Genomic DNA, 17722 nt, shown 5'->3' with positions numbered 1-17722 from the left:
TCACTGAGGGATGCGGCCAGCCTAGCGACCGGCGAAGGGCCGCCGCGGCACCCGCGGCAGCCCTTCTCTCCTGCTGAGACGGCCGCCCCGCGAGGGAGCGGCCGCCTGTCCAGCTCCGACCGGACCGGTCAGCGCGCCAGGGTGCGCGCCTCGACCCTGGCCCGCAGCAGCGTGGCCACCGCCTCGGCGAGCGCGACCGGGTCCACCGGCTGCGAGATCGCCGCGTCGGCCCGGCTCCAGGCGGCCAGCCAGGTGTCCTGCGGCCGGCCGATCAGCACCAGCACCGGCGGGCAGCCGTAGATCTCGTCCTTCACCTGCCTGGCCAGCCCCAGGCCGCCGGCCGGCACCGCTTCACCGTCGAGGACGCAGAGGTCCACGCCGCCCTTCTCCAGCGCCCGCAGCACGGCCGGCACCGTGGCGCACTCCAGGTAGTCGACCGCCGGCAGGTCGGCGGCCGGACGGCTGCCGAGCGCCGAGGTGACCTGCGCCCTGGTGTTGCGGTCATCGCTGTAAACGAGAACGGTGAGCGTCTCGTCACTCGTGTGCGTCGCCATCGACCTGCTCCCATGTGATCCAGACCACGTCCAGCACCTCCGGATGCTACTCCCGATCACCGCGTCCGGAGGGCGACTGGCGCGATCTCTTCCGCATCCCGTCCGGTCCGAAGATCACCTCGGCCCGCGCGGGGCCTTCACCCGAGCGGTCTAGGCGGCGTCACCCCCGGGGTCACAGTCCACCCGGACGGCCCAGAGCGCTACCGCATCCGCGCTCCGCACGCCGTCAGGACGCGCCACGCGAACGGGTGGCCGCACCCCACGCCTCGTCAGAAAAGTCGCACCGGCGCTCGGAAAGCCCTCGCCAACGGCCGCGCACCGGGTACGCACGGCCCGCCGCACAGCCATCCGGGCATACCGCACGCACCGGACACTCCGAGGGAGACCCCCCGACGTGAAGACGGAATAAGGGACCGACATAATGTCGGTCGTGGCGACAGCAACAGCAACAGAAACCGGGCACGCACATGGATCGGTCAACCGACCGAACATGACCAGCGTCGGAACCATCGTCTGGCTGAGTTCCGAGCTGATGTTCTTCGCGGCCCTCTTCGCGATGTACTTCACGGCTCGCTCCGTGAAGGGGCCAGGCTTCTGGGCCGAGAAGGCGCATGCCCTCAACGTCCCTTTCTCCTCCGTGAACACCACGATCCTGGTGCTCTCCTCGCTCACCTGCCAGCTCGGCGTCTTCGCCGCCGAGCGCGGTGACGTCAAGAAGCTCCGCTCGTGGTTCTCGCTCACCTTCATGATGGGCGCGATCTTCATCGGCGGTCAGATCTACGAGTACACCAGCCTGGTGAAGAAGGACGGCATCTCGCTCTCCTCCGACCCCTACGGCTCGGTGTTCTACCTGACCACCGGCTTCCACGGGCTCCACGTGACGGGCGGTCTGATCGCCTTCCTGCTGGTGCTGGGGCGGACCTACGCCGCCAAGCGGTTCACGCATGAGCAGGCCACCGCGGCGATCGTCGTGTCCTACTACTGGCACTTCGTCGACGTGGTCTGGATCGGCCTCTTCGCGACCATCTACCTGATCAAGTAGCCGATCAGGTCGCTGGCCGCCGGCCGGACCCGCGCGCCCTCACCGGCTCCGGGTCCTTTGCCCGTGCCCACGTCAGGCCGATGCCCCATGGCACCGGGCCTCCACCCAGTCGACCAGATCCTGATCCTGACACCGGGGTTATTCCGTGAAAAAGCTCTCCGCACGACGGCGCCACCCGCTGGCGGCGCTGGTCGTCCTACTCTTCGCCCTCGCGGCCACCGGGGGGCTGTACGCCGCGTTCGCGCCAGCCGAGGCGGCCAAGGCCGACAGCTCCGCGCAGTCGCTCAAGATCGACGAGGGCAAGCGGCTCTTCGCCGTCGGGTGCTCCTCGTGCCACGGCCTGAACGGTGAGGGCAGCAGCACCGGCCCGAGCCTGGTGGGCGTGGGTTCCGCCGCGGTCGACTTCCAGGTCGGCACCGGTCGGATGCCCGCCCAGCAGCCGGGCGCGCAGATCCCGAAGAAGAAGAACATCTACAGCCAGGACGACATCGACGCGATGGCCGCCTTCGTCGCCTCGCTCGGTCCCGGTCCGGTGGTCCCCACCGCCGACCAGTACACGTCGACCGAGACCGACGCCGTGGCGAAGGGTGGCGAGCTGTTCCGTACCAACTGCTCGCAGTGCCACAACTTCCAGGGTGCCGGTGGCGCCCTGACACAGGGCAAGTTCGCGCCCTCGCTCGAAGGTGTCAGCCCGAAGCACATCTTCGAGGCCATGCAGACCGGCCCGCAGAACATGCCCTCCTTCCCCGACAGCACCATGCCGGAGAAGCAGAAGCAGGAGATCGTGGCCTTCGTCCGCTACCAGTCGAATGAGGCGCCCAACCCCGGTGGTCTCTCGCTCGGCAGCCTCGGTCCGGTGACCGAAGGCCTGTTCGGCTGGATCTTCGGTCTCGGTGTCCTGATCGCCATCGCGATCTGGGTCGCCGCTCACACCACCAAGGCCAAGAAGTCATGAGCCACGACATGTCAGACGACAAGCTGCCGGCGGAGCACGCCGAAGGGCACGGCGAGGTAGCCGCTGCCGACAACCCGTTCGCGGACCCGGGCCTGCCGGCCCACCAGGTGCGCCGGACCGACATCGACGAGCGGGCCGCCAAGCGGGCCGAGCGCCAGGTGTCGCTGCTCTTCGTCGTTTCGATGCTGGCCACCATCGGCTTCATCGCCAGCTACGTGAGCATCGACCCGGACAAGATCGTCTACATCTTCCCGCTGGGCCACGTCAGCGCGCTGAACTTCGCGCTGGGCATGACCCTGGGCGTGGCGCTCTTCTGCATCGGCGCCGGCGCCGTGCACTGGGCGCGCACGCTGATGTCGGACGTCGAGCACCCGGCCGAGCGGCACGCGATCGAGGCCGACGACGAGGTCCGCGCGGACGTCATCGAGCAGTTCAAGACCGGCGCCGGCGAGTCCGGCTTCGGCCGCCGCAAGATGATCCGCAACACCATGATCGGCTCGATGGCCCTGGTGCCGCTGGCCGGCGTGGTGCTGCTGCGCGACCTCGGTCCGCTGCCGGAGAAGAAGCTGGACCACACCGGCTGGGACGAGGCCACCCCGGCCGTCCCGATCCGGCTGATCAACATGAACACCAACGAGGGCATGAAGCCGGAGGACATCGCGGTCGGTTCGCTGACCTTCGCGAAGCCGGGCCCCTCGGTCCTGCGCCCCGAAGGCCTGCAGGAGTCCGACGATGACTTCCAGGAGGCCATCGCCAAGGACGCCCTCATGCTGATCCGCATCCAGCCCGAGGACATCAAGGACGCCAACTCCGCCGGGCTGGGCTTCCAGGGCGTGCTCGCGTACTCGAAGATCTGCACCCACGTCGGTTGCCCGATCTCGCTGTACGAGCAGCAGACCCACCACGCGCTCTGCCCCTGCCACCAGTCGACCTTCGACCTGTCGGACGGCGCTCGCGTCATCTTCGGCCCGGCCGGCCACCCGCTGCCGCAGCTGAAGATCACCACTGACTCCCTGGGCTACCTGGTCGCCACCGGGGACTTCAGTCACCCCGTCGGCCCGAGCTTCTGGGAGCGCAGCGAATGAGTTCCGCGTCCACCAGCGGGAAGCAGGCCCCGCCGGCCAGCACCCGCGCCAAGCCCGCGAACAAGGCGGAAGCCGCAGCGGACTACCTGGACGGCCGGCTGGGGATCTACTCCCTGGCCAAGGCCAACCTGCGCAAGATCTTCCCGGACCACTGGTCGTTCATGCTCGGTGAGATCTGCCTCTACACCTTCATCATCATCATCCTGACCGGTGTCTACCTCACGCTCTTCTTCAAGCCGAGCATGGGCGAGGTCATCTACAGCGGCTCGTACACGCCGCTGGACGGCATCCGGGTCTCGGAGGCGTACAACTCGACGCTGAACATCAGCTTCGAGGTCCGCGGCGGTCTGCTGATCCGGCAGATCCACCACTGGGCCGCCATCGTCTTCGTCGCCGCGATGTTCGTGCACATGATGCGCGTCTTCTTCACCGGCGCGTTCCGCAAGCCCCGCGAGATCAACTGGGTCTTCGGCTTCCTGCTGCTCTTCCTGGGCTTCTTCGACGGCTTCCTGGGCTACTCGCTCCCGGACGACCTGCTCTCCGGCACCGGTATCCGGTTCATGGAGGGCGCGATCCTGGCCGTCCCGCTGGTCGGCACCTACATCTCGTTCTTCCTCTTCGGCGGGCAGTTCCCCGGCACCGACATCGTGCCGCGGTTCTTCACCATCCACGTGCTGCTGATCCCCGGCATCATGCTCGGCCTGCTGGTCGCGCACCTGATCCTGGTCTTCTACCACAAGCACACCCAGTGGGCGGGCCCGGGCAAGACCGAGAAGAACGTGGTCGGCATGCCCCTCATGCCGGTCTACATGGCCAAGGCCGGCGGCTTCTTCTTCCTGGTCTTCGGCATCATCGCGGCGATGTCCGCGATCGCCTCGGTCAACCCGGTCTGGGCCTACGGCCCGTACCGACCCGACCAGGTCTCCACCGACGCCCAGCCCGACTGGTACATGGGCTTCGCCGAAGGTCTGATCCGCGTCATGCCGGGCTGGGAGATCCGGGCCTGGGGCCACACCCTGAACCTGGGTGTCTTCATCCCGCTGATGCTCTTCCCGCTGGTGCTCTTCGCCATCGCCGCCTACCCGTTCATCGAGAACTGGATCACCGGCGACAAGCGCGAGCACCACATCCTGGACCGGCCGCGCAACGCCCCGGTGCGCACCGGTCTCGGTGCCGCCTGGATCAGCCTCTACCTGGTGCTCCTGGCCGGTGGTGGCAACGACCTGATCGCGACGCACTTCCACCTCTCGCTGAACGACATCACGTACTTCGTGCGGGTGGGCTCGTTCGTCGTCCCGGTGGTGGTCTTCTTCGTGACCAAGCGCTGGTGCCTCGGGCTGCAGCGCCGTGACAAGGAGAAGGTGCTGCACGGTCGCGAGACCGGCGTCATCAAGCGCCTGCCGCACGGCGAGTTCATCGAGGTGCACGCCCAGCTCCCGCAGGACAAGCTGCACACGCTCACCGCGCACGAGCAGTACGAGCCGCTGGAGCTGCCGGCCGAGGTCGACGAGAACGGGGTCGCCCGCAAGGTGAGCCTGGCCACCAAGACCCGGGCCGCGATCTCCGAGGGCATGTTCGGCGAGGGCAGCCAGATCCCCAAGCCGACCGCCGACGAGCACAAGGAGATCACCAGCGGCCACGGCCACCACTGATCACCGCTCCTGACATCGCGTCAGCCACCTGAGGGCCCCGCCCCGGCACTGCCGGGGCGGGGCCCTTGGCATATCCGCGGCCGGCACCTGCGCGGCGGGCACGGACCGGACGGGCACAATGGATGACACCCCGTCAGCCCGGCCAGCCCCGCCAGCTCCGCCAGCCCTGCCAGCCCGTGACCACCCGAGGAGACCCGCCCCGTGCAGGTGAGCATCGACCACGCCGCAGCCACTGCCCCGTACGAGCAGCTGCGCGCGCAGATCGCCGAGCAGGCCAGGGCCGGTGTGCTGCCCGCCGGCCTGCGGCTGCCGACCGTGCGGGCCCTGGCCGAGCAGCTCGGCCTGGCCGCCAACACGGTGGCCCGCGCCTACCGGGAGCTGGAGGCGGACGGTGTGGTGGAGACGCACGGCCGGCGGGGCACCCTGGTGGCCGCCACCGGGGACGCCGCGCACCGCCTGGCGGCCGGCGCGGCCGGCGAGTACGCGGCCCGGGCCCACCGCCTGGGCGTGACGCGCGACGAGGCCCTGGCGGCCGTCACCGGCGCGCTGGACCTCGTCTACCGCGATCAGCCCCGCTGACCTGATCACCCGTACCACCTGGGCGGCCCGCGGCGGGCCGCCCAGCGGCCTCAGACCTGCGGCTGCAGGGTGGCGGCGGCCTGGGCCGCCGGGGCCGGTCCCTGGGTGCTCACCGGCTTGCCCAGGGCGCTGCCCTTCAGCCAGTCGTCCCAGCTGACGTTCCAGTCCCCGAAGCCGTTGCCGAACGGCTCCATCTCGTGCCCGTGGCTGTTGACCACCTGCACGATGTCCCCGACCCTGACCTGGTCGAAGAACCACTTGGCGTTGTCGGTGCTCATCCCGGTGCAGCCGTGGCTGACGTTCTCCACGCCCTGCGAGGCCACCGACCACGGCGCGGCGTGGACGTACTCGCCGCTCCAGGTGACCCGGGTCGCCCACTCGACCTTGAGGTCGTAGCTCTCGCTGCTGCCCTTGGCGATACCGATGGTCTCGCTGCTCATCTGCACCACCCGCTCCTGGCCGAGCACCACCTTGATGCCGTTGCGGGTGTCGAAGCCGGGCTTGCCGGTGGTCACCGGGAGGCTGTTGACGACCTCGCCGTTGCGCTTGAAGGTCATCTCGTCGCTGGCCGCGTCCACGATGGCCTCGACCCGGTCGCCGGTCTTGAAGGAGAGCGCGGCGGGCGCCCCGCCGAAGAGGCCGCCGTCGATCTGCCGGCCCTCGGCGTCGTAGCTCAGCTGCACCGCGGTGTCGGCAGGCCAGTAGTCCTTGGGGCGGAAGTGCAGCTCCTTGCCGTCCACCCAGTACCAGGCGCCGGTCACCGCGGGCGTGGAGACCACGGTCAGCGCGCTCTCCACCCGGCCGCGCGCGGCCGGGTCCTTGACCTCGGCGGAGAGCTTGACCGTGAGCGGCTCGCCGACCCCGTAGGTGCCCTGGCCGAGGTCGGGGCCCAGGGCCGCGGTGAGCAGTGCGTCCGGCGCCTTGGTGCTGACCGTGGTGGTGGTCTCGCCGCGCCCGCCCGCGCCGTCCGCGACGGCGATCCGGGCGCTGTAGTGGGTGCCCGGCAGCAGCGTGCCGGTGCTGTGCCAGCCGTGCCCACCCGTGTCCAGGGCACCCGCCACGCGGCGGCCGTCCGGACCGGTGAGGGTCACGTCGGTGATGGTGTCACCGCTCTCGGCGGCCACCGTGAACGGCTTGGTCGAGTCGGCGTCGGTCACCGCCGAGGTATGCATGAGACGGGTGGCGTCGACCACCCTGGGCGGACTGGCACCGGTCGCTGAGCCGCCGTCCGAGCAGGCTGCGAGCGGACCGAGCACCAGCGGGGTGAGGGCCAGCCAGACGCACGTCCGTCGGCTGGACCCGGTCTTCTGTCCCCCTGTCGCACATCTGCCGGCCACCGGAGCCTCCTGGGGTTCGGATGATGCATCAGATGGTAGGAACATCTCCGCATCTGGCAGGCCGCGGCGCACGTCATCACGCCCGGGCGGGTGAATCGCAGAACGCGGCAGGCCCCCTCCGAGGAGGGGGCCTGCCGCGTCGGGAGCGCTGGAACCTACTGGTTCTGGTTCTCACCGCGGTAGAACTCGAAGACCCAGCCGAAGAGGCCGATGGCGATGATCGGAGCGGCCCAGAACATCAGCCACCAGCCGAAGATCACGGCGCAGAAGGCCAGCGCGCCACCGAGGGCCAGCGAGAGCGGCTGCCAGCTGTGCGGGGCGAAGAAGCCCATCTCGCCGGCGTCGTCGGAGACCTCGGCCTCGGGGTTGTCGCCCGCGCCCAGGTCCACCCGGCGGGCGGTGAAGCCCAGGTAGAAGGCGATGAACGCGCACAGGCCGAAGGCCAGGAAGAGCGCGGTGGTACCGGCCGCCTCCGTGCCGTGGGAGCTGTGCGTGGTCCACACCCCGTAGACCACGGCCATGATCAGGATGAAGGCGGCGAAGCCCGCGAAGATCTTGCCCTGCTCCTTCATCAGGCGTCGCCCTCCTTCTTGCCCTTGCTCTTGGTCAGCTCGGGACGGTCGTACTCGGCCGGCACGACACCCTCCAGGTGCTTGGCCAGGTGGCCGTGCAGCTCCAGGTAGTCCAGCGCCGCGATGTCCGGGTGGTGCAGGTCGAACGCCGGGGATTCGGAGCGGATCCGCGGCAGGGTGAGGAAGTTGTGCCGCGGCGGCGGGCAGGAAGTGGCCCACTCGAGCGAGCGGCCGTAGCCCCACGGGTCGTCGACCTCGACCTTCTCCCCGTACTTGGCGGTCTTCCAGACGTTGTAGAGGAACGGCAGGATCGACAGGCCGAGCAGGAAGGAGCCGATGGAGGAGACGGTGTTCAGCGTGGTGAAGCCGTCCGAGGGCAGGTACGAGGCGTAGCGGCGGGGCATGCCCTCGGCGCCGAGCCAGTGCTGCACCAGGAAGGTGGTGTGGAAGCCGATGAAGAGCGTCCAGAAGGTGATCTTGCCGAGGCGCTCGTCCAGCATCTTGCCGGTCATCTTCGGCCACCAGAAGTGGAAGCCGGCGAACATCGCGAAGACGACGGTGCCGAAGACCACGTAGTGGAAGTGGGCGACGACGAAGTACGAGTCCGAGACGTGGAAGTCGATCGGCGGGGAGGCGAGCAGCACACCGGTCAGACCACCGAAGAGGAAGGTGACCAGGAAGCCGATCGTCCAGAGCATCGGCGTCTCGAAGCTCAGCGAGCCCTTCCACATGGTCCCGACCCAGTTGAAGAACTTCACACCGGTGGGGACCGCGATCAGGAAGGTCATGAAGGAGAAGAACGGCAGCAGCACCTGGCCGGTGACGTACATGTGGTGCGCCCACACCGTCACGGAGAGGCCGGCGATGCCGATGGTGGCCGCGATCAGACCCGAGTAGCCGAACATCGGCTTGCGGGAGAAGACCGGGATGATCTCCGAGATGATGCCGAAGAACGGCAGCGCGATGATGTACACCTCAGGGTGGCCGAAGAACCAGAAGAGGTGTTGCCAGAGTAGTGCGCCGCCGTTGTTCGGGTCGAAGATATGGGCCCCGAACTTCCGGTCCACCTCCAGCGCGAAGAGCGCGGCGGCCAGCACCGGGAAGGCGAGCAGCACGAGCACCGAGGTGAGCAGGACGTTCCAGACGAAGATCGACATCCGGAACATCGTCATGCCGGGGGCGCGCATGCAGATGACGGTCGTGATGAAGTTGACCGCGCCGAGGATGGTGCCGAAGCCGGAGAAGGCCAGACCCATGATCCACATGTCGGCGCCGACGCTGGGCGACCGGATCGCGTCCGAGAGCGGCGAGTAGGCGAACCAGCCGAAGTCGGCCGCGCCCTGCGGGGTGAGGAAGCCGCCGACGGCGATGGTCGAGCCGAACAGGTAGAGCCAGTAGGCGAACATGTTCAGTCGCGGGAAGGCGACGTCGGGCGCACCGATCTGCAGCGGCATGATCCAGTTGGTGAAGCCCGCGAACAGCGGCGTCGCGAACATCAGCAGCATGATCGTGCCGTGCATCGTGAACGCCTGGTTGAACTGCTCGTTCGACAGGATCTTGCCGTCGGGCTGGGCCAGCTGGGCGCGCATGACGAGCGCCAGGATGCCACCGATCAGGAAGAACGCGAACGAGGTACCGAGGTACATCGTGCCGATCGTCTTGTGGTCGGTGGTGGTCAGCCACTTGATGATGGTGGCGCCAGGCTTGCGCTCGCGCGAAGGCGCGGCTGCCTTGGCGGTGCCCCCAGGTGCCCCGCCGGCCGCGGCGGGTTCGTTGAGGATCGTCACTTCGATTCACTTCCCATGCTCGTGATGCCCGAAGGCACCGCGCCGGCCTGACCCTCGGCCCGCAGCTGCTGCAGGTGGTTGACGTAGTCGTCGTGCGAGACGACCTTCACCTTGAAGAGCATCCGGGAGTGGTCCACACCGCAGAGTTCGGCGCACTTGCCGTCGTACTCGCCGATCACCGTGGGGGTGACCTCGAACTTGTTGACCACGCCCGGCACAACGTCCATCTTCATCATGAAGTTGACGGGCCAGAAGTCGTGGATCACGTCACGCGAGGTGAGGCGGAACTCGACCGACTCGTTGACCGGCAGCCAGAGCGTGGGGATCTGGCTCGGCGTGCCGATGTCGTAGGCGGCCAGCTGGCTGGTGGGGTCCGGGTTCTCGCTGTTCTCGTAGTTGAACGCCCAGCTCCACTGGAAGCCCACCACGTTGACGATGTGATCCGGCTTGGCCGAGACCTGGGTCAGCTTCGCCTCGTCGCGGGCGACGAAGTAGAAGAGGACCGAGACGATGACGATGGGGACCGCGGTGTAGAGCGCCTCGATGGGCACGTTGTACCGGGTCTGCGGAGGGATCTCGATGCCGGTGCGGCTGCGCCGGTGGAAGATCACGCTCCAGATGATCAGACCCCACATCAGTACGCCGACCACCAGCGCCGCGATCCAGGAGCCCTGCCACATCTGAAGGACGAGGTGTCCAGTCGTGGTCACAGGGCTGGGGAGGCCAAGCCTGGGCAGGTCATTGGCCGAGCAGCCGGTAGCGGTCGCGATGACGAGGCCCAGTGCCAGCGCCTGAGGCAGCTTCCGCCGCATCGTGCGCCGCGGCGAGCGGTCGGAGCCGTTGGGACTCACGTAGCGCCTTCCCGAAGTCTCGCCCGCGATCGCGCCGCCCCCGGGAGTACTGTGAGCCTCCCCGGCGACCCGTCCACGGGCACGGTTTGAATGCTTATGCGGGCCAAACCCTACTCCAGCCTTATGCGGACCTGACGAGCAGGTCCCGGTAACGCGCCGCCCCGCTACCCGATCAGCCCCGGCATGCGCGGACTCCCAGGTCATGGACGACTTTCGAGCTCCGTACACCCGATCGGGGGATGGCATTGCGACGCTCGGGTGACGGCCCGTCGGGTGCGGACGAATCGGACAAATGGGCGCTCCGCCGGGTGCTCCGCTGACGGGTCGTGAGGCCCGGATACCGTGTCGTGCGTGTCCTCCACCGACAGCCTCTATTTCGACGCGGCCTCCACCGCTCCGCTGCACCCCGTCGCCCGGCAGGCGCTGACCGCCGCACTGGCCGAGGGCTGGGCCGACCCGGCCCGGCTCTACCGCTCCGGACGGCAGGCCCGGCTGCTGCTGGACGCCGCCCGGGAGACGGTGGCCGAGCTGATCGGCGCCCGCCCGGACGAGGTCAGCTTCACCACCAGCGGCACCCAGGCGGTGCAACTGGGCCTGCTCGGCGCGCTGCGCGGGCGCCGGCGGACCGGCAGCCACCTGGTCCACTCGGCGGTGGAGCACTCCAGCGTGCTGCACACCGCCGAGGCGCACACCGCCCAGGGCGGCGAGGTCTCGGTGGTCCCGGTCGACCGCGGCGGGCGGGTGGACCCGGCGCGCTTCGCCGCCGCGGTGCGCCAGGACACCGCGCTGGCGGCGCTCCAGTCGGCCAACCACGAGGTCGGCACGGTGCAGCCGGTGGCCGAGGTGGCGGAACTCCTCGGCGAGGTGCCGCTGCTGGTGGACGCCGCGCAGAGCGTGGGCCGGCTGCCCGCGCCGCGGGGCTGGTCGCTGCTGACGGCCAGTGCGCACAAGTGGGGCGGGCCGGCCGGAGTCGGCGTGCTCGCCGTCCGCAAGGGCGTCAGGTTCAACTCCGCGCTGCCCGCCGACGAGCGCGAGGGCGGACGGGTGCCCGGGTACGTCAACGTCCCCGCGATCGTGGCGGCGGCGGCCGCGCTGCGCGCCGTGCGGGCCGAGGCGGCCGCCGAGAACTCCCGGCTGCACGCGCTGGTGCGGCGGATCAGGGAGCAGGTGCCGCGCCTCGTGCCGGAGGTGGAGGTGGTCGGCGACCCGGTGCACCGGCTGCCGCACCTGGTCACCTTCTCCTGCCTCTACGTGGACGGCGAGGTGCTGCTGGGCGAGCTGGACCGGGCCCGGATCGCGGTCTCCTCGGGCTCCTCCTGCACCTCCAGCACCCTGACCCCCAGTCACGTGCTGGCCGCGATGGGTGTGCTGACCGAGGGCAACGTGCGGGTCTCGCTGCCACCGGGGACCACCGAGGCCCAGGTGGACCGGTTCCTGGCGGTACTGCCCGGACTGGTGGCCGGGGTGCGGGCGCCGCTGGGCCTGGACCTGGCGGTGCCGGCCGCGGCAACACCGGCAGCTCCGGCAGCGGCAACGGCAACGGCGGCAACGGAAGCGTCGGCACCGGCCGCCGAGCTGGTGGTCGACGCGCTGGGCAAGCGCTGCCCGCTGCCGGTGATCGAGCTGGCCAAACGGATCGGCGAGGTGCCGCCGGGCGGCCTGGTCGTGGTGCTGGCCGACGACGAGGCGGCCCGCCTCGACATCCCCGCCTGGTGCGAGATGCGCGCGCAGGCCTACGAGGGCGAGGCCCCGGCCGCCGCGTACGGGGCCGACCGGGGCAGCGCCTACCTGGTCCGGCGGGTCGACCAGGACCCGCGGGACCGGGGACGGAGCGTCAGCTGAGCTTGGCGCGCACCTCGGCGGCGGCGGACTCGCCGTAGGCGGCGGCGAAGCGCTCCAGGAAGTGCCCGGCGCGCAGCTCGTACTCCTGGGTGCCGATGGTCTCGATCACCAGGACGGCCAGCGCGCAGCCGATCTGGGCCGCCCGCTCCAGGCCCAGCTCCCAGTGCAGGCCGGCCAGGAAGCCGGCCCGGAAGCCGTCGCCCACGCCGGTCGGGTCGACCTTCTTCAGCTCGGGCACGCAGGGCACGGTGATGTCCGGCTCGCCCTTGCGCTCGATCCGCACGCCCTTGGGACCCAGCGTGGTGACCCGGATGCCGACCCGGTCCAGCACCTCGGCGGCGTCCCAGCCGGTCTTGCTCTCGATCAGCGCGGCCTCGTACTCGTTGGTGAACAGGTAGGCCGCGCCGTCCACGATCTCGCGGATGTCGTCGGCCTCCAGCCGGGCCAGCTGCTGCGAGGGGTCGGCGGCGAAGGCATAGCCGCGGCCGCGGCACTCCTGGGTGTGGCGGACCATCGCCTGCGGGTCGTCGGCGCCGATCAGCACCAGGTCCAGGCCGCCGATCCGGTCGGCGACCGGCTTGAGCTCGATGTTGCGGGCCTCGGCCATCGCCCCGGTGTAGAAGGAGGCGATCTGGTTGTGGTCCTCGTCCGTGGTGCACATGAAGCGCGCGGTGTGCCGGGTCTCCGAGATGTGCACGGACTGGGTGTCCACGTTGTGCCGCTCCAGCCAGGAGCGGTACTCGGCGAAGTCCGCGCCGGCCGCGCCCACCAGCACCGGGCGCAGGCCCAGCAGGCCCATGCCGAAGGTGATGTTCGGCGCGACGCCGCCGCGGCGGATGTCCAGGGTGTCGACCAGGAAGGAGAGCGAGACCGCGTGCAGTCGGTCGGCGACCAGCTGATCGGTGATGCGACCCGGGAAGGTCATCAGATGGTCGGTGGCGATCGAACCGGCGACGGCGATGCGCACGACTGGGCTCCTAGGTGGCGAAGGCGGGTGAACCCCCATACGGTACCGGGCGCCGGCCCGGCCGAGGTCGAGTAGTCGCCACTCTCCCGTGCTCTCCCGTCCGGATGACTACCTGCGGGTAGGTCTGGCCGGGGCTGCCAGGGCGGCCTAGGGTCGCGATCAGCGGGCCCCGCGGGGCCCGGGTGGCGCGCGGCGACGAGGCCGCGGCCGGCGATCGGAGCGCCCAGATGGATCGGAACGCACACATGCTGCCCAGTCACTGTCCCGTCGAACCCGCCCGCACGCAGCCGGTCGAGGCCGATCCGGAGACGCTGGACGCCCTGGTCGACTCCTCCCGCCGGCTCGGCGCCTTCTGGCCGCTGCTGGCCGAGCCGCCGCGGCTACCGAGCGAGCCGGCCGGTCCGATCACCGTGCCGGACCGCACCCGCGCGCTGGTCGCGAGGATGGCCGAATACGGGCTCTGACCGGGCCCCGTCAGAAATCTCGTCCGCTCCGGGGAACCGGATCCTCCCGTGCCGCGTCAGATCCGCGCAGCCACCGCTGCCGTAGGGATCCGCACCTTCTGGAGGGCGTCGCACCATGGACGAGAACACCACCGCCGAGCAGCTCCGCCGTCCCTCGGCCCCGCTGGGCCGGCGCCGCCGGAGTCTGGCCGCCGCCGTCCTGCTGCTGTCGGTCGCGGCGACGGTGAGTGCCTGCGGCAGCAGTGCGAAGAGCACCGCGGCCGGTGCCACCGCGAGTTCCTCGTCGAGCCCCACCGCCGCGGCCCCGTCGAGCCCGGCCACCCCCTCTGCCGTCGCGTCGCCGTCCTCCCCCACCGGCGGCGCGACGGGCAGCTCGACCGCCCCCGGCACGGCGGGCACCCCGACGGCCCCCGGCACGGCGCCCACCGGGAGCCCCGCGGCGCCCGGCACCCCGCCGCCGGCCACCAGCACCCCCAGCGCCCCGCTGAAGCCGGGCGCCCCGACGCCGGTCCAGCCGGGCGGCGGCTCAGGCTCGCAGCAGCCCTCGAACCCGCAGGAGCCGGTGAAGCCGAGCAGCTACCTGACAAAGGACAACCAGTTGACCGTCTTCTTCTTCGGCGGGGTCTGCGACAAGTACGGCCTGCAGACGGACGAGAGCAAGTCGGGCCAGGTCCGGGTGCAGGTGGTGATCACCCAGCACGCGCCGACCGGCCAGCTCTGCCCGGCACTGATCAAGCAGCAGTCCGTGGTCGGCAGCCTGGCGCACCCGCTGCAGGGCCGCGCCGTGGTGGACGCGAACACCGGGGCGGACATCCCGCTGGAGTCCGCGCCCAACGGCGGACCGGTCAGCGCGGGCAACTGAGCGCGCACAGCTGAGCGCGAGGAGCTGGGCACGGGCAGCCGGCGGACAGCAGCCGGACCCGGACAGACGACAGCGGCGGCCCCGGAGTACCGGGGCCGCCGCTGTCGGATCGTCGGCTCGGCCGGTGCGCCCGGCCGGCCGGCACTAGCTGAACGAGTCGCCGCAGGCGCAGGAGCCGGTGGCGTTCGGGTTGTCGATGGTGAAGCCCTGCTTCTCGATGGTGTCGACGAAGTCGACGGTGGCACCGCCGAGGTAAGGGGCGCTCATCCGGTCGGTGACGACCTTGACCCCGTTGAAGTCCTTGACGACGTCGCCGTCCAGCGAGCGCTCGTCGAAGAAGAGCTGGTACCGCAGGCCCGAGCAGCCACCGGGCTGGACGGCGACACGGAGCGCGAGGTCTTCGCGGCCCTCCTGCTCCAGCAGGCCCTTCACCTTGGCCGCAGCGGCATCGGTAAGGAGCAGACCACTCTCGACGGTGGTCTCGTCCTGGACGGTCATCTGCTTACTCCCGGTCGTTGACGACAAACTGCCGCCAGTGCCAACCAGCGGCCGCCCGGATTGATTCCGGGCAGTGGATCCGGGTCGGCGGACGCATGTCCGCTCCCCTGTCCGTCCATGCTCGCACACCGCGCCCGGAGCCGAGGCCGACCGCTCGCCGAAAGCCCACCGGGCCGATCACCGAAAAGCGGGCGCGGGCACCGACCCCGAACGGGGAGGATGGACCGATGATCCTGCGCCAGGTCCGCGACAGCCGCGCGGACGCCGAAACCGTTCGACTGATCGCGACCGAGGCCTTCGGCGCGCGGGCCGACCGGGCCGCGACCGCGCCCGGTGCCGCCGAGAACATCCTGCACGAGGCGCGGACCAGGCATCTGGCCCGCACCGACCCGGCCGGCTGCTGGCTGGCCGAGGAGGACGGCCGGGCGATCGGGTTCGCGCTCTCGATGCGCCGCGAGGGTGTCTGGATCCTCGCGCTCTTCTGCGTGCTGCCCGAGTTCCAGGGCAAGGGAGTGGGCCGGCTGCTGCTGGAGCGGGCCGCCGCGCACGGCCGGGCCTGCCTGCGCGGCATGATCGGGGTCTCCTCCGACCCGGCCGCCGCCCGCCGCTACCGCCGGGCCGGCTACACGCTGCACCCGGCCATGCGGCTGACCGGAGCGGTCGACCGGGCCGGGCTGCTGGACGCCGGCGACCTGCCGGTGCACCCGGGCAACGCGGGTCACCGGGACCTGCTGGACTCCATCGACCGCCGGCTGCGCGGCGCGGCCCACGGGCCGGACCATGAGCTGATGCTCGCCCACTTCGACGAGGTGCTGATCGCCGACACCCTGGCCGGCAGCGGCTACTGCTACCGGTCGGACGGCTCGGTGAAGCTGCTGGCCGCCACCTCGAAGCGGCTCGCGGTGCGTCTGCTGCGCGAGGCGCTGGCCCGGGTGCCCGAGGGGACGCCGGCCAGGGTCGAGCTGCTCACCGCCGAACAGGAGTGGGCGGTGGACGTCGGCCTGGAGGTGGGCCTGACCCTGGAGAACCGCGGCTACCTCGCGCTGCGCGGGATGCGGCCGCCGGCCCCCTACCTGCCCAACGGCGCCTTCCTCTAGGCGCTCCCGGCGGCGGCCCGGCTCGGGCCGTCCGGGCAGCTCAGGCCGGTCAGGCCGGTCAGGCCGGTCAGGCCGGTCAGGCCGGTCAGGCCGGTCAGGCCATGGTGTCGAGGATCTCGCTGACCATCTCCATCGTGGTGCCCGGGTGCAGGAAGGCGAACCGGGCCACCGTCTCGCCGTCCCAGCCGGTCGGGGTGACGAAGCCGATCTGGTCCGCGAGCAGCCGCTGCGACCAGGCGTAGTAGTCCTGCTCCTGCCAGCCGGTGCGGCGGAAGCAGACGGCGGAGAGCTGCGGGTCGTGCAGCAGCTCCAGGTGCTCGGTGGCGCGGATCAGCTCGGCGCTCTCCCGGGCCAGCGTGAGGCCGGCCTCGATCGCGTCGGTGTAGGCCTGGGTGCCGTGCACGGCGAGCGAGAACCAGAGCGGCAGGCCGCGGGCCCGGCGGGTCAGGTGGTAGGCGTAGTCGGTGGGGTTCCACTCGTCGCCCTCGTGGTGCAGCACGTCCAGGTAGCCCGCGTCCTGGGTGTGCACGGACTTGGCCAGCCGCGGGTCACGGTAGAGCAGCGCGGCGCAGTCGAAGGGCGCGAAGAGCCACTTGTGCGGGTCGACGACGAAGGAGTCGGCGTGCTCGATGCCGTTGTAGCGCTCGCGCACCGAGGGGGCGAAGAGGCCCGCGCCGCCGTAGGCGCCGTCCACGTGGAACCAGAGGCCGCGCTCGCGGGCGACCTCGGAGAGGCCCTGCAGGTCGTCGATGATGCCCTCGTTGGTGGTCCCGCCGGTGCCGACCACCGCGATCACCGTCTCGGGGTGGGGGTCGGCCGCCAGTGCCGCGCGCAGCGCCTCCCCGGTGAAACGGCGGTCCACGGCGGGGACCTTGAAGGCCTCGACGCCGATGATGTTGAAGGTGTTCTTGACCGAGGAGTGCACCTGGTCGGCCACCGCGATCCGCAGCCGTGCCTCGGGCCCCACGCCCAGCTTGCGCCGCGCGGTGTCGCGGGCCACCACCAGCGCGGAGAGGTTGCCCGCCGAGCCGCCGGAGACGAAGGTGCCGCCGGCCGTGGCGGGCAGCCCCGCCCGGTCCGCTATCAGGCGCAGCACCTGGTTCTCCGCGGCGATCGCACCGGCCGCCTCCAGCCAGGAGATGCCCTGCAGCGAGGCGCAGGAGACCACCATGTCGAAGAGCAGCGCGGCCTTGGTCGGGGCGCACGGGATGAAGGAGAGGTACCGCGGGCTGTCGGCGGAGATCACCGCGCGGGACAGCTCGTGGTCGTAGAGCTTGAGCACGTCGGCGGGGGCGTTGCCGTGCTCGTTCAGCAGTCCGGCCAGGTGGGCGCGGAGCTGCTCGCCGTCACCGGGGTGGTCCAGCGGCACCGGGTCGTACTGCAGGCGCTCGCGCATGTAGCCGAAGACGAGGTCGACGAGGTCGTTGTCCGGCTGGTGCATGCGGTGCGGGACGGCGGCGGTCACGTGGGGGCTCCTTCGGCTCAGGACTCAAGATCAGCCTAGGCAGCGGGGGCGTGCGCCCGCGCGTCCGAATGCGCCGGTTCGGGCAGGTTTCGAGCGTCTTCGGGGCCGGCGGC

The 17722-nt window shown here is 70.7% G+C and carries 17 protein-coding genes; 9 read left to right on the top strand and 8 right to left on the bottom strand.

Annotated elements, in window-relative coordinates; genetic code table 11:
* Positions 1-128: 128 nt before the first annotated feature.
* Positions 129-554: a hypothetical protein gene (locus tag OG455_RS29240; protein WP_266298777.1), complete on the bottom strand. Its 426-nt coding sequence runs from the start codon at positions 552-554 to the stop codon at positions 129-131.
* A gap of 421 nt (positions 555-975) precedes the next feature.
* Between OG455_RS29240 and OG455_RS29235 the strand changes: the two genes are divergently transcribed.
* The 5 genes from OG455_RS29235 (at position 976) to OG455_RS29215 (ending at position 5867) form a co-directional block, all read left to right on the top strand.
* Positions 976-1596: a heme-copper oxidase subunit III gene (locus OG455_RS29235; RefSeq protein WP_266298775.1), complete on the top strand. Its 621-nt coding sequence runs from the start codon at positions 976-978 to the stop codon at positions 1594-1596.
* A gap of 145 nt (positions 1597-1741) precedes the next feature.
* The gene (locus OG455_RS29230; protein WP_266298773.1) at positions 1742-2551 is read left to right on the top strand and encodes a c-type cytochrome; all 810 of its coding nucleotides are present in this window, start codon (positions 1742-1744) and stop codon (positions 2549-2551) included.
* Between the two features lie 8 nt (positions 2552-2559).
* A complete protein-coding gene (locus tag OG455_RS29225) occupies positions 2560-3636 on the top strand; it encodes a ubiquinol-cytochrome c reductase iron-sulfur subunit (RefSeq protein WP_266298771.1) in 1077 nt (358 codons plus the stop codon).
* Positions 3633-5288, top strand: a complete 1656-nt coding sequence (locus OG455_RS29220; RefSeq protein ID WP_266298769.1) for a cytochrome bc complex cytochrome b subunit — start codon at positions 3633-3635, stop codon at positions 5286-5288. Before OG455_RS29225 ends, OG455_RS29220 begins: the two co-directional genes overlap by 4 nt.
* 201 nt (positions 5289-5489) lie before the next feature.
* A complete protein-coding gene (locus OG455_RS29215; RefSeq protein WP_266298767.1) occupies positions 5490-5867 on the top strand; it encodes a GntR family transcriptional regulator in 378 nt (125 codons plus the stop codon).
* A gap of 50 nt (positions 5868-5917) precedes the next feature.
* On the opposite strand, the gene OG455_RS29210 is transcribed toward OG455_RS29215, so the two are convergent.
* The 4 genes from OG455_RS29210 to coxB form a co-directional block, all read right to left on the bottom strand.
* Complete coding sequence (locus tag OG455_RS29210; RefSeq protein WP_266298765.1) at positions 5918-7024, bottom strand: Ig-like domain-containing protein; 1107 nt, start codon at positions 7022-7024, stop codon at positions 5918-5920.
* A gap of 335 nt (positions 7025-7359) precedes the next feature.
* Entirely contained in the window at positions 7360-7776 is a 417-nt protein-coding gene (locus tag OG455_RS29205) for a cytochrome c oxidase subunit 4 (RefSeq protein ID WP_266298763.1), read from the bottom strand.
* On the bottom strand, positions 7776-9563 hold the full coding sequence (gene ctaD, locus OG455_RS29200) for a cytochrome c oxidase subunit I (RefSeq protein WP_266298761.1): 1788 nt from the start codon (positions 9561-9563) through the stop codon (positions 7776-7778). The genes OG455_RS29205 and ctaD overlap by 1 nt, the downstream gene beginning before the upstream one ends.
* The gene (gene coxB / locus OG455_RS29195; RefSeq protein ID WP_266298759.1) at positions 9560-10414 is read right to left on the bottom strand and encodes a cytochrome c oxidase subunit II; all 855 of its coding nucleotides are present in this window, start codon (positions 10412-10414) and stop codon (positions 9560-9562) included. Before coxB ends, ctaD begins: the two co-directional genes overlap by 4 nt.
* Positions 10415-10765: 351 nt before the next feature.
* Between coxB and OG455_RS29190 the strand changes: the two genes are divergently transcribed.
* Entirely contained in the window at positions 10766-12256 is a 1491-nt protein-coding gene (locus OG455_RS29190) for a cysteine desulfurase/sulfurtransferase TusA family protein (protein WP_266298757.1), read from the top strand.
* Here the strand turns inward: OG455_RS29190 and OG455_RS29185 are convergent.
* Positions 12249-13223 carry a carbohydrate kinase family protein gene (locus OG455_RS29185; protein ID WP_266298755.1) on the bottom strand — a complete coding sequence of 325 codons (975 nt, stop codon included), beginning with the start codon at positions 13221-13223 and terminating at the stop codon, positions 12249-12251. The two genes, OG455_RS29190 and OG455_RS29185, sit on opposite strands and share 8 nt — an antisense overlap.
* Before the next feature lie 227 nt (positions 13224-13450).
* Between OG455_RS29185 and OG455_RS29180 the strand changes: the two genes are divergently transcribed.
* Both OG455_RS29180 and OG455_RS29175 read left to right on the top strand, forming a co-directional pair.
* Positions 13451-13687, top strand: coding sequence for a hypothetical protein (locus OG455_RS29180; protein WP_266298753.1), 237 nt, complete (start codon positions 13451-13453; stop codon positions 13685-13687).
* A gap of 115 nt (positions 13688-13802) precedes the next feature.
* Positions 13803-14549: a hypothetical protein gene (locus OG455_RS29175; protein WP_266298751.1), complete on the top strand. Its 747-nt coding sequence runs from the start codon at positions 13803-13805 to the stop codon at positions 14547-14549.
* Between the two features lie 144 nt (positions 14550-14693).
* Here OG455_RS29175 and erpA read toward each other — a convergent pair whose 3' ends face one another.
* Positions 14694-15047, bottom strand: coding sequence for an iron-sulfur cluster insertion protein ErpA (erpA, locus tag OG455_RS29170; RefSeq protein ID WP_266298749.1), 354 nt, complete (start codon positions 15045-15047; stop codon positions 14694-14696).
* A gap of 227 nt (positions 15048-15274) precedes the next feature.
* On the opposite strand from erpA, the gene OG455_RS29165 reads away from it, so the two are divergent.
* Entirely contained in the window at positions 15275-16144 is an 870-nt protein-coding gene (locus tag OG455_RS29165; RefSeq protein ID WP_266298747.1) for a GNAT family N-acetyltransferase, read from the top strand.
* Between the two features lie 94 nt (positions 16145-16238).
* On the opposite strand, the gene OG455_RS29160 is transcribed toward OG455_RS29165, so the two are convergent.
* Complete coding sequence (locus OG455_RS29160; RefSeq protein WP_266298745.1) at positions 16239-17609, bottom strand: pyridoxal-dependent decarboxylase; 1371 nt, start codon at positions 17607-17609, stop codon at positions 16239-16241.
* Positions 17610-17722: the final 113 nt, after the last annotated feature.

It is taken from the genome of Kitasatospora sp. NBC_01287 (assembly GCF_026340565.1).
Lineage (GTDB): Bacteria > Actinomycetota > Actinomycetes > Streptomycetales > Streptomycetaceae > Kitasatospora.
The sequence above is the reverse complement of the archived record's forward strand: the minus strand, read 5'-3'. Positions and strand labels throughout refer to the sequence as shown.

Bases quoted from the DNA above. Each gene is read 5' to 3' on its own strand.
- OG455_RS29240 (WP_266298777.1), bottom strand. From the start codon at position 554: ATGGCGACGCACACGAGTGACGAGACGCTCACCGTTCTCGTTTACAGC.
- OG455_RS29235 (WP_266298775.1), top strand. From the start codon at position 976: ATGTCGGTCGTGGCGACAGCAACAGCAACAGAAACCGGGCACGCACAT.
- OG455_RS29225 (WP_266298771.1), top strand. From the start codon at position 2,560: ATGTCAGACGACAAGCTGCCGGCGGAGCACGCCGAAGGGCACGGCGAG.
- OG455_RS29220 (WP_266298769.1), top strand. From the start codon at position 3,633: ATGAGTTCCGCGTCCACCAGCGGGAAGCAGGCCCCGCCGGCCAGCACC.
- OG455_RS29205 (WP_266298763.1), bottom strand. From the start codon at position 7,776: ATGAAGGAGCAGGGCAAGATCTTCGCGGGCTTCGCCGCCTTCATCCTG.
- OG455_RS29180 (WP_266298753.1), top strand. From the start codon at position 13,451: ATGGATCGGAACGCACACATGCTGCCCAGTCACTGTCCCGTCGAACCC.
- OG455_RS29175 (WP_266298751.1), top strand. From the start codon at position 13,803: ATGGACGAGAACACCACCGCCGAGCAGCTCCGCCGTCCCTCGGCCCCG.
- erpA (WP_266298749.1), bottom strand. From the start codon at position 15,047: ATGACCGTCCAGGACGAGACCACCGTCGAGAGTGGTCTGCTCCTTACC.
- OG455_RS29165 (WP_266298747.1), top strand. From the start codon at position 15,275: ATGATCCTGCGCCAGGTCCGCGACAGCCGCGCGGACGCCGAAACCGTT.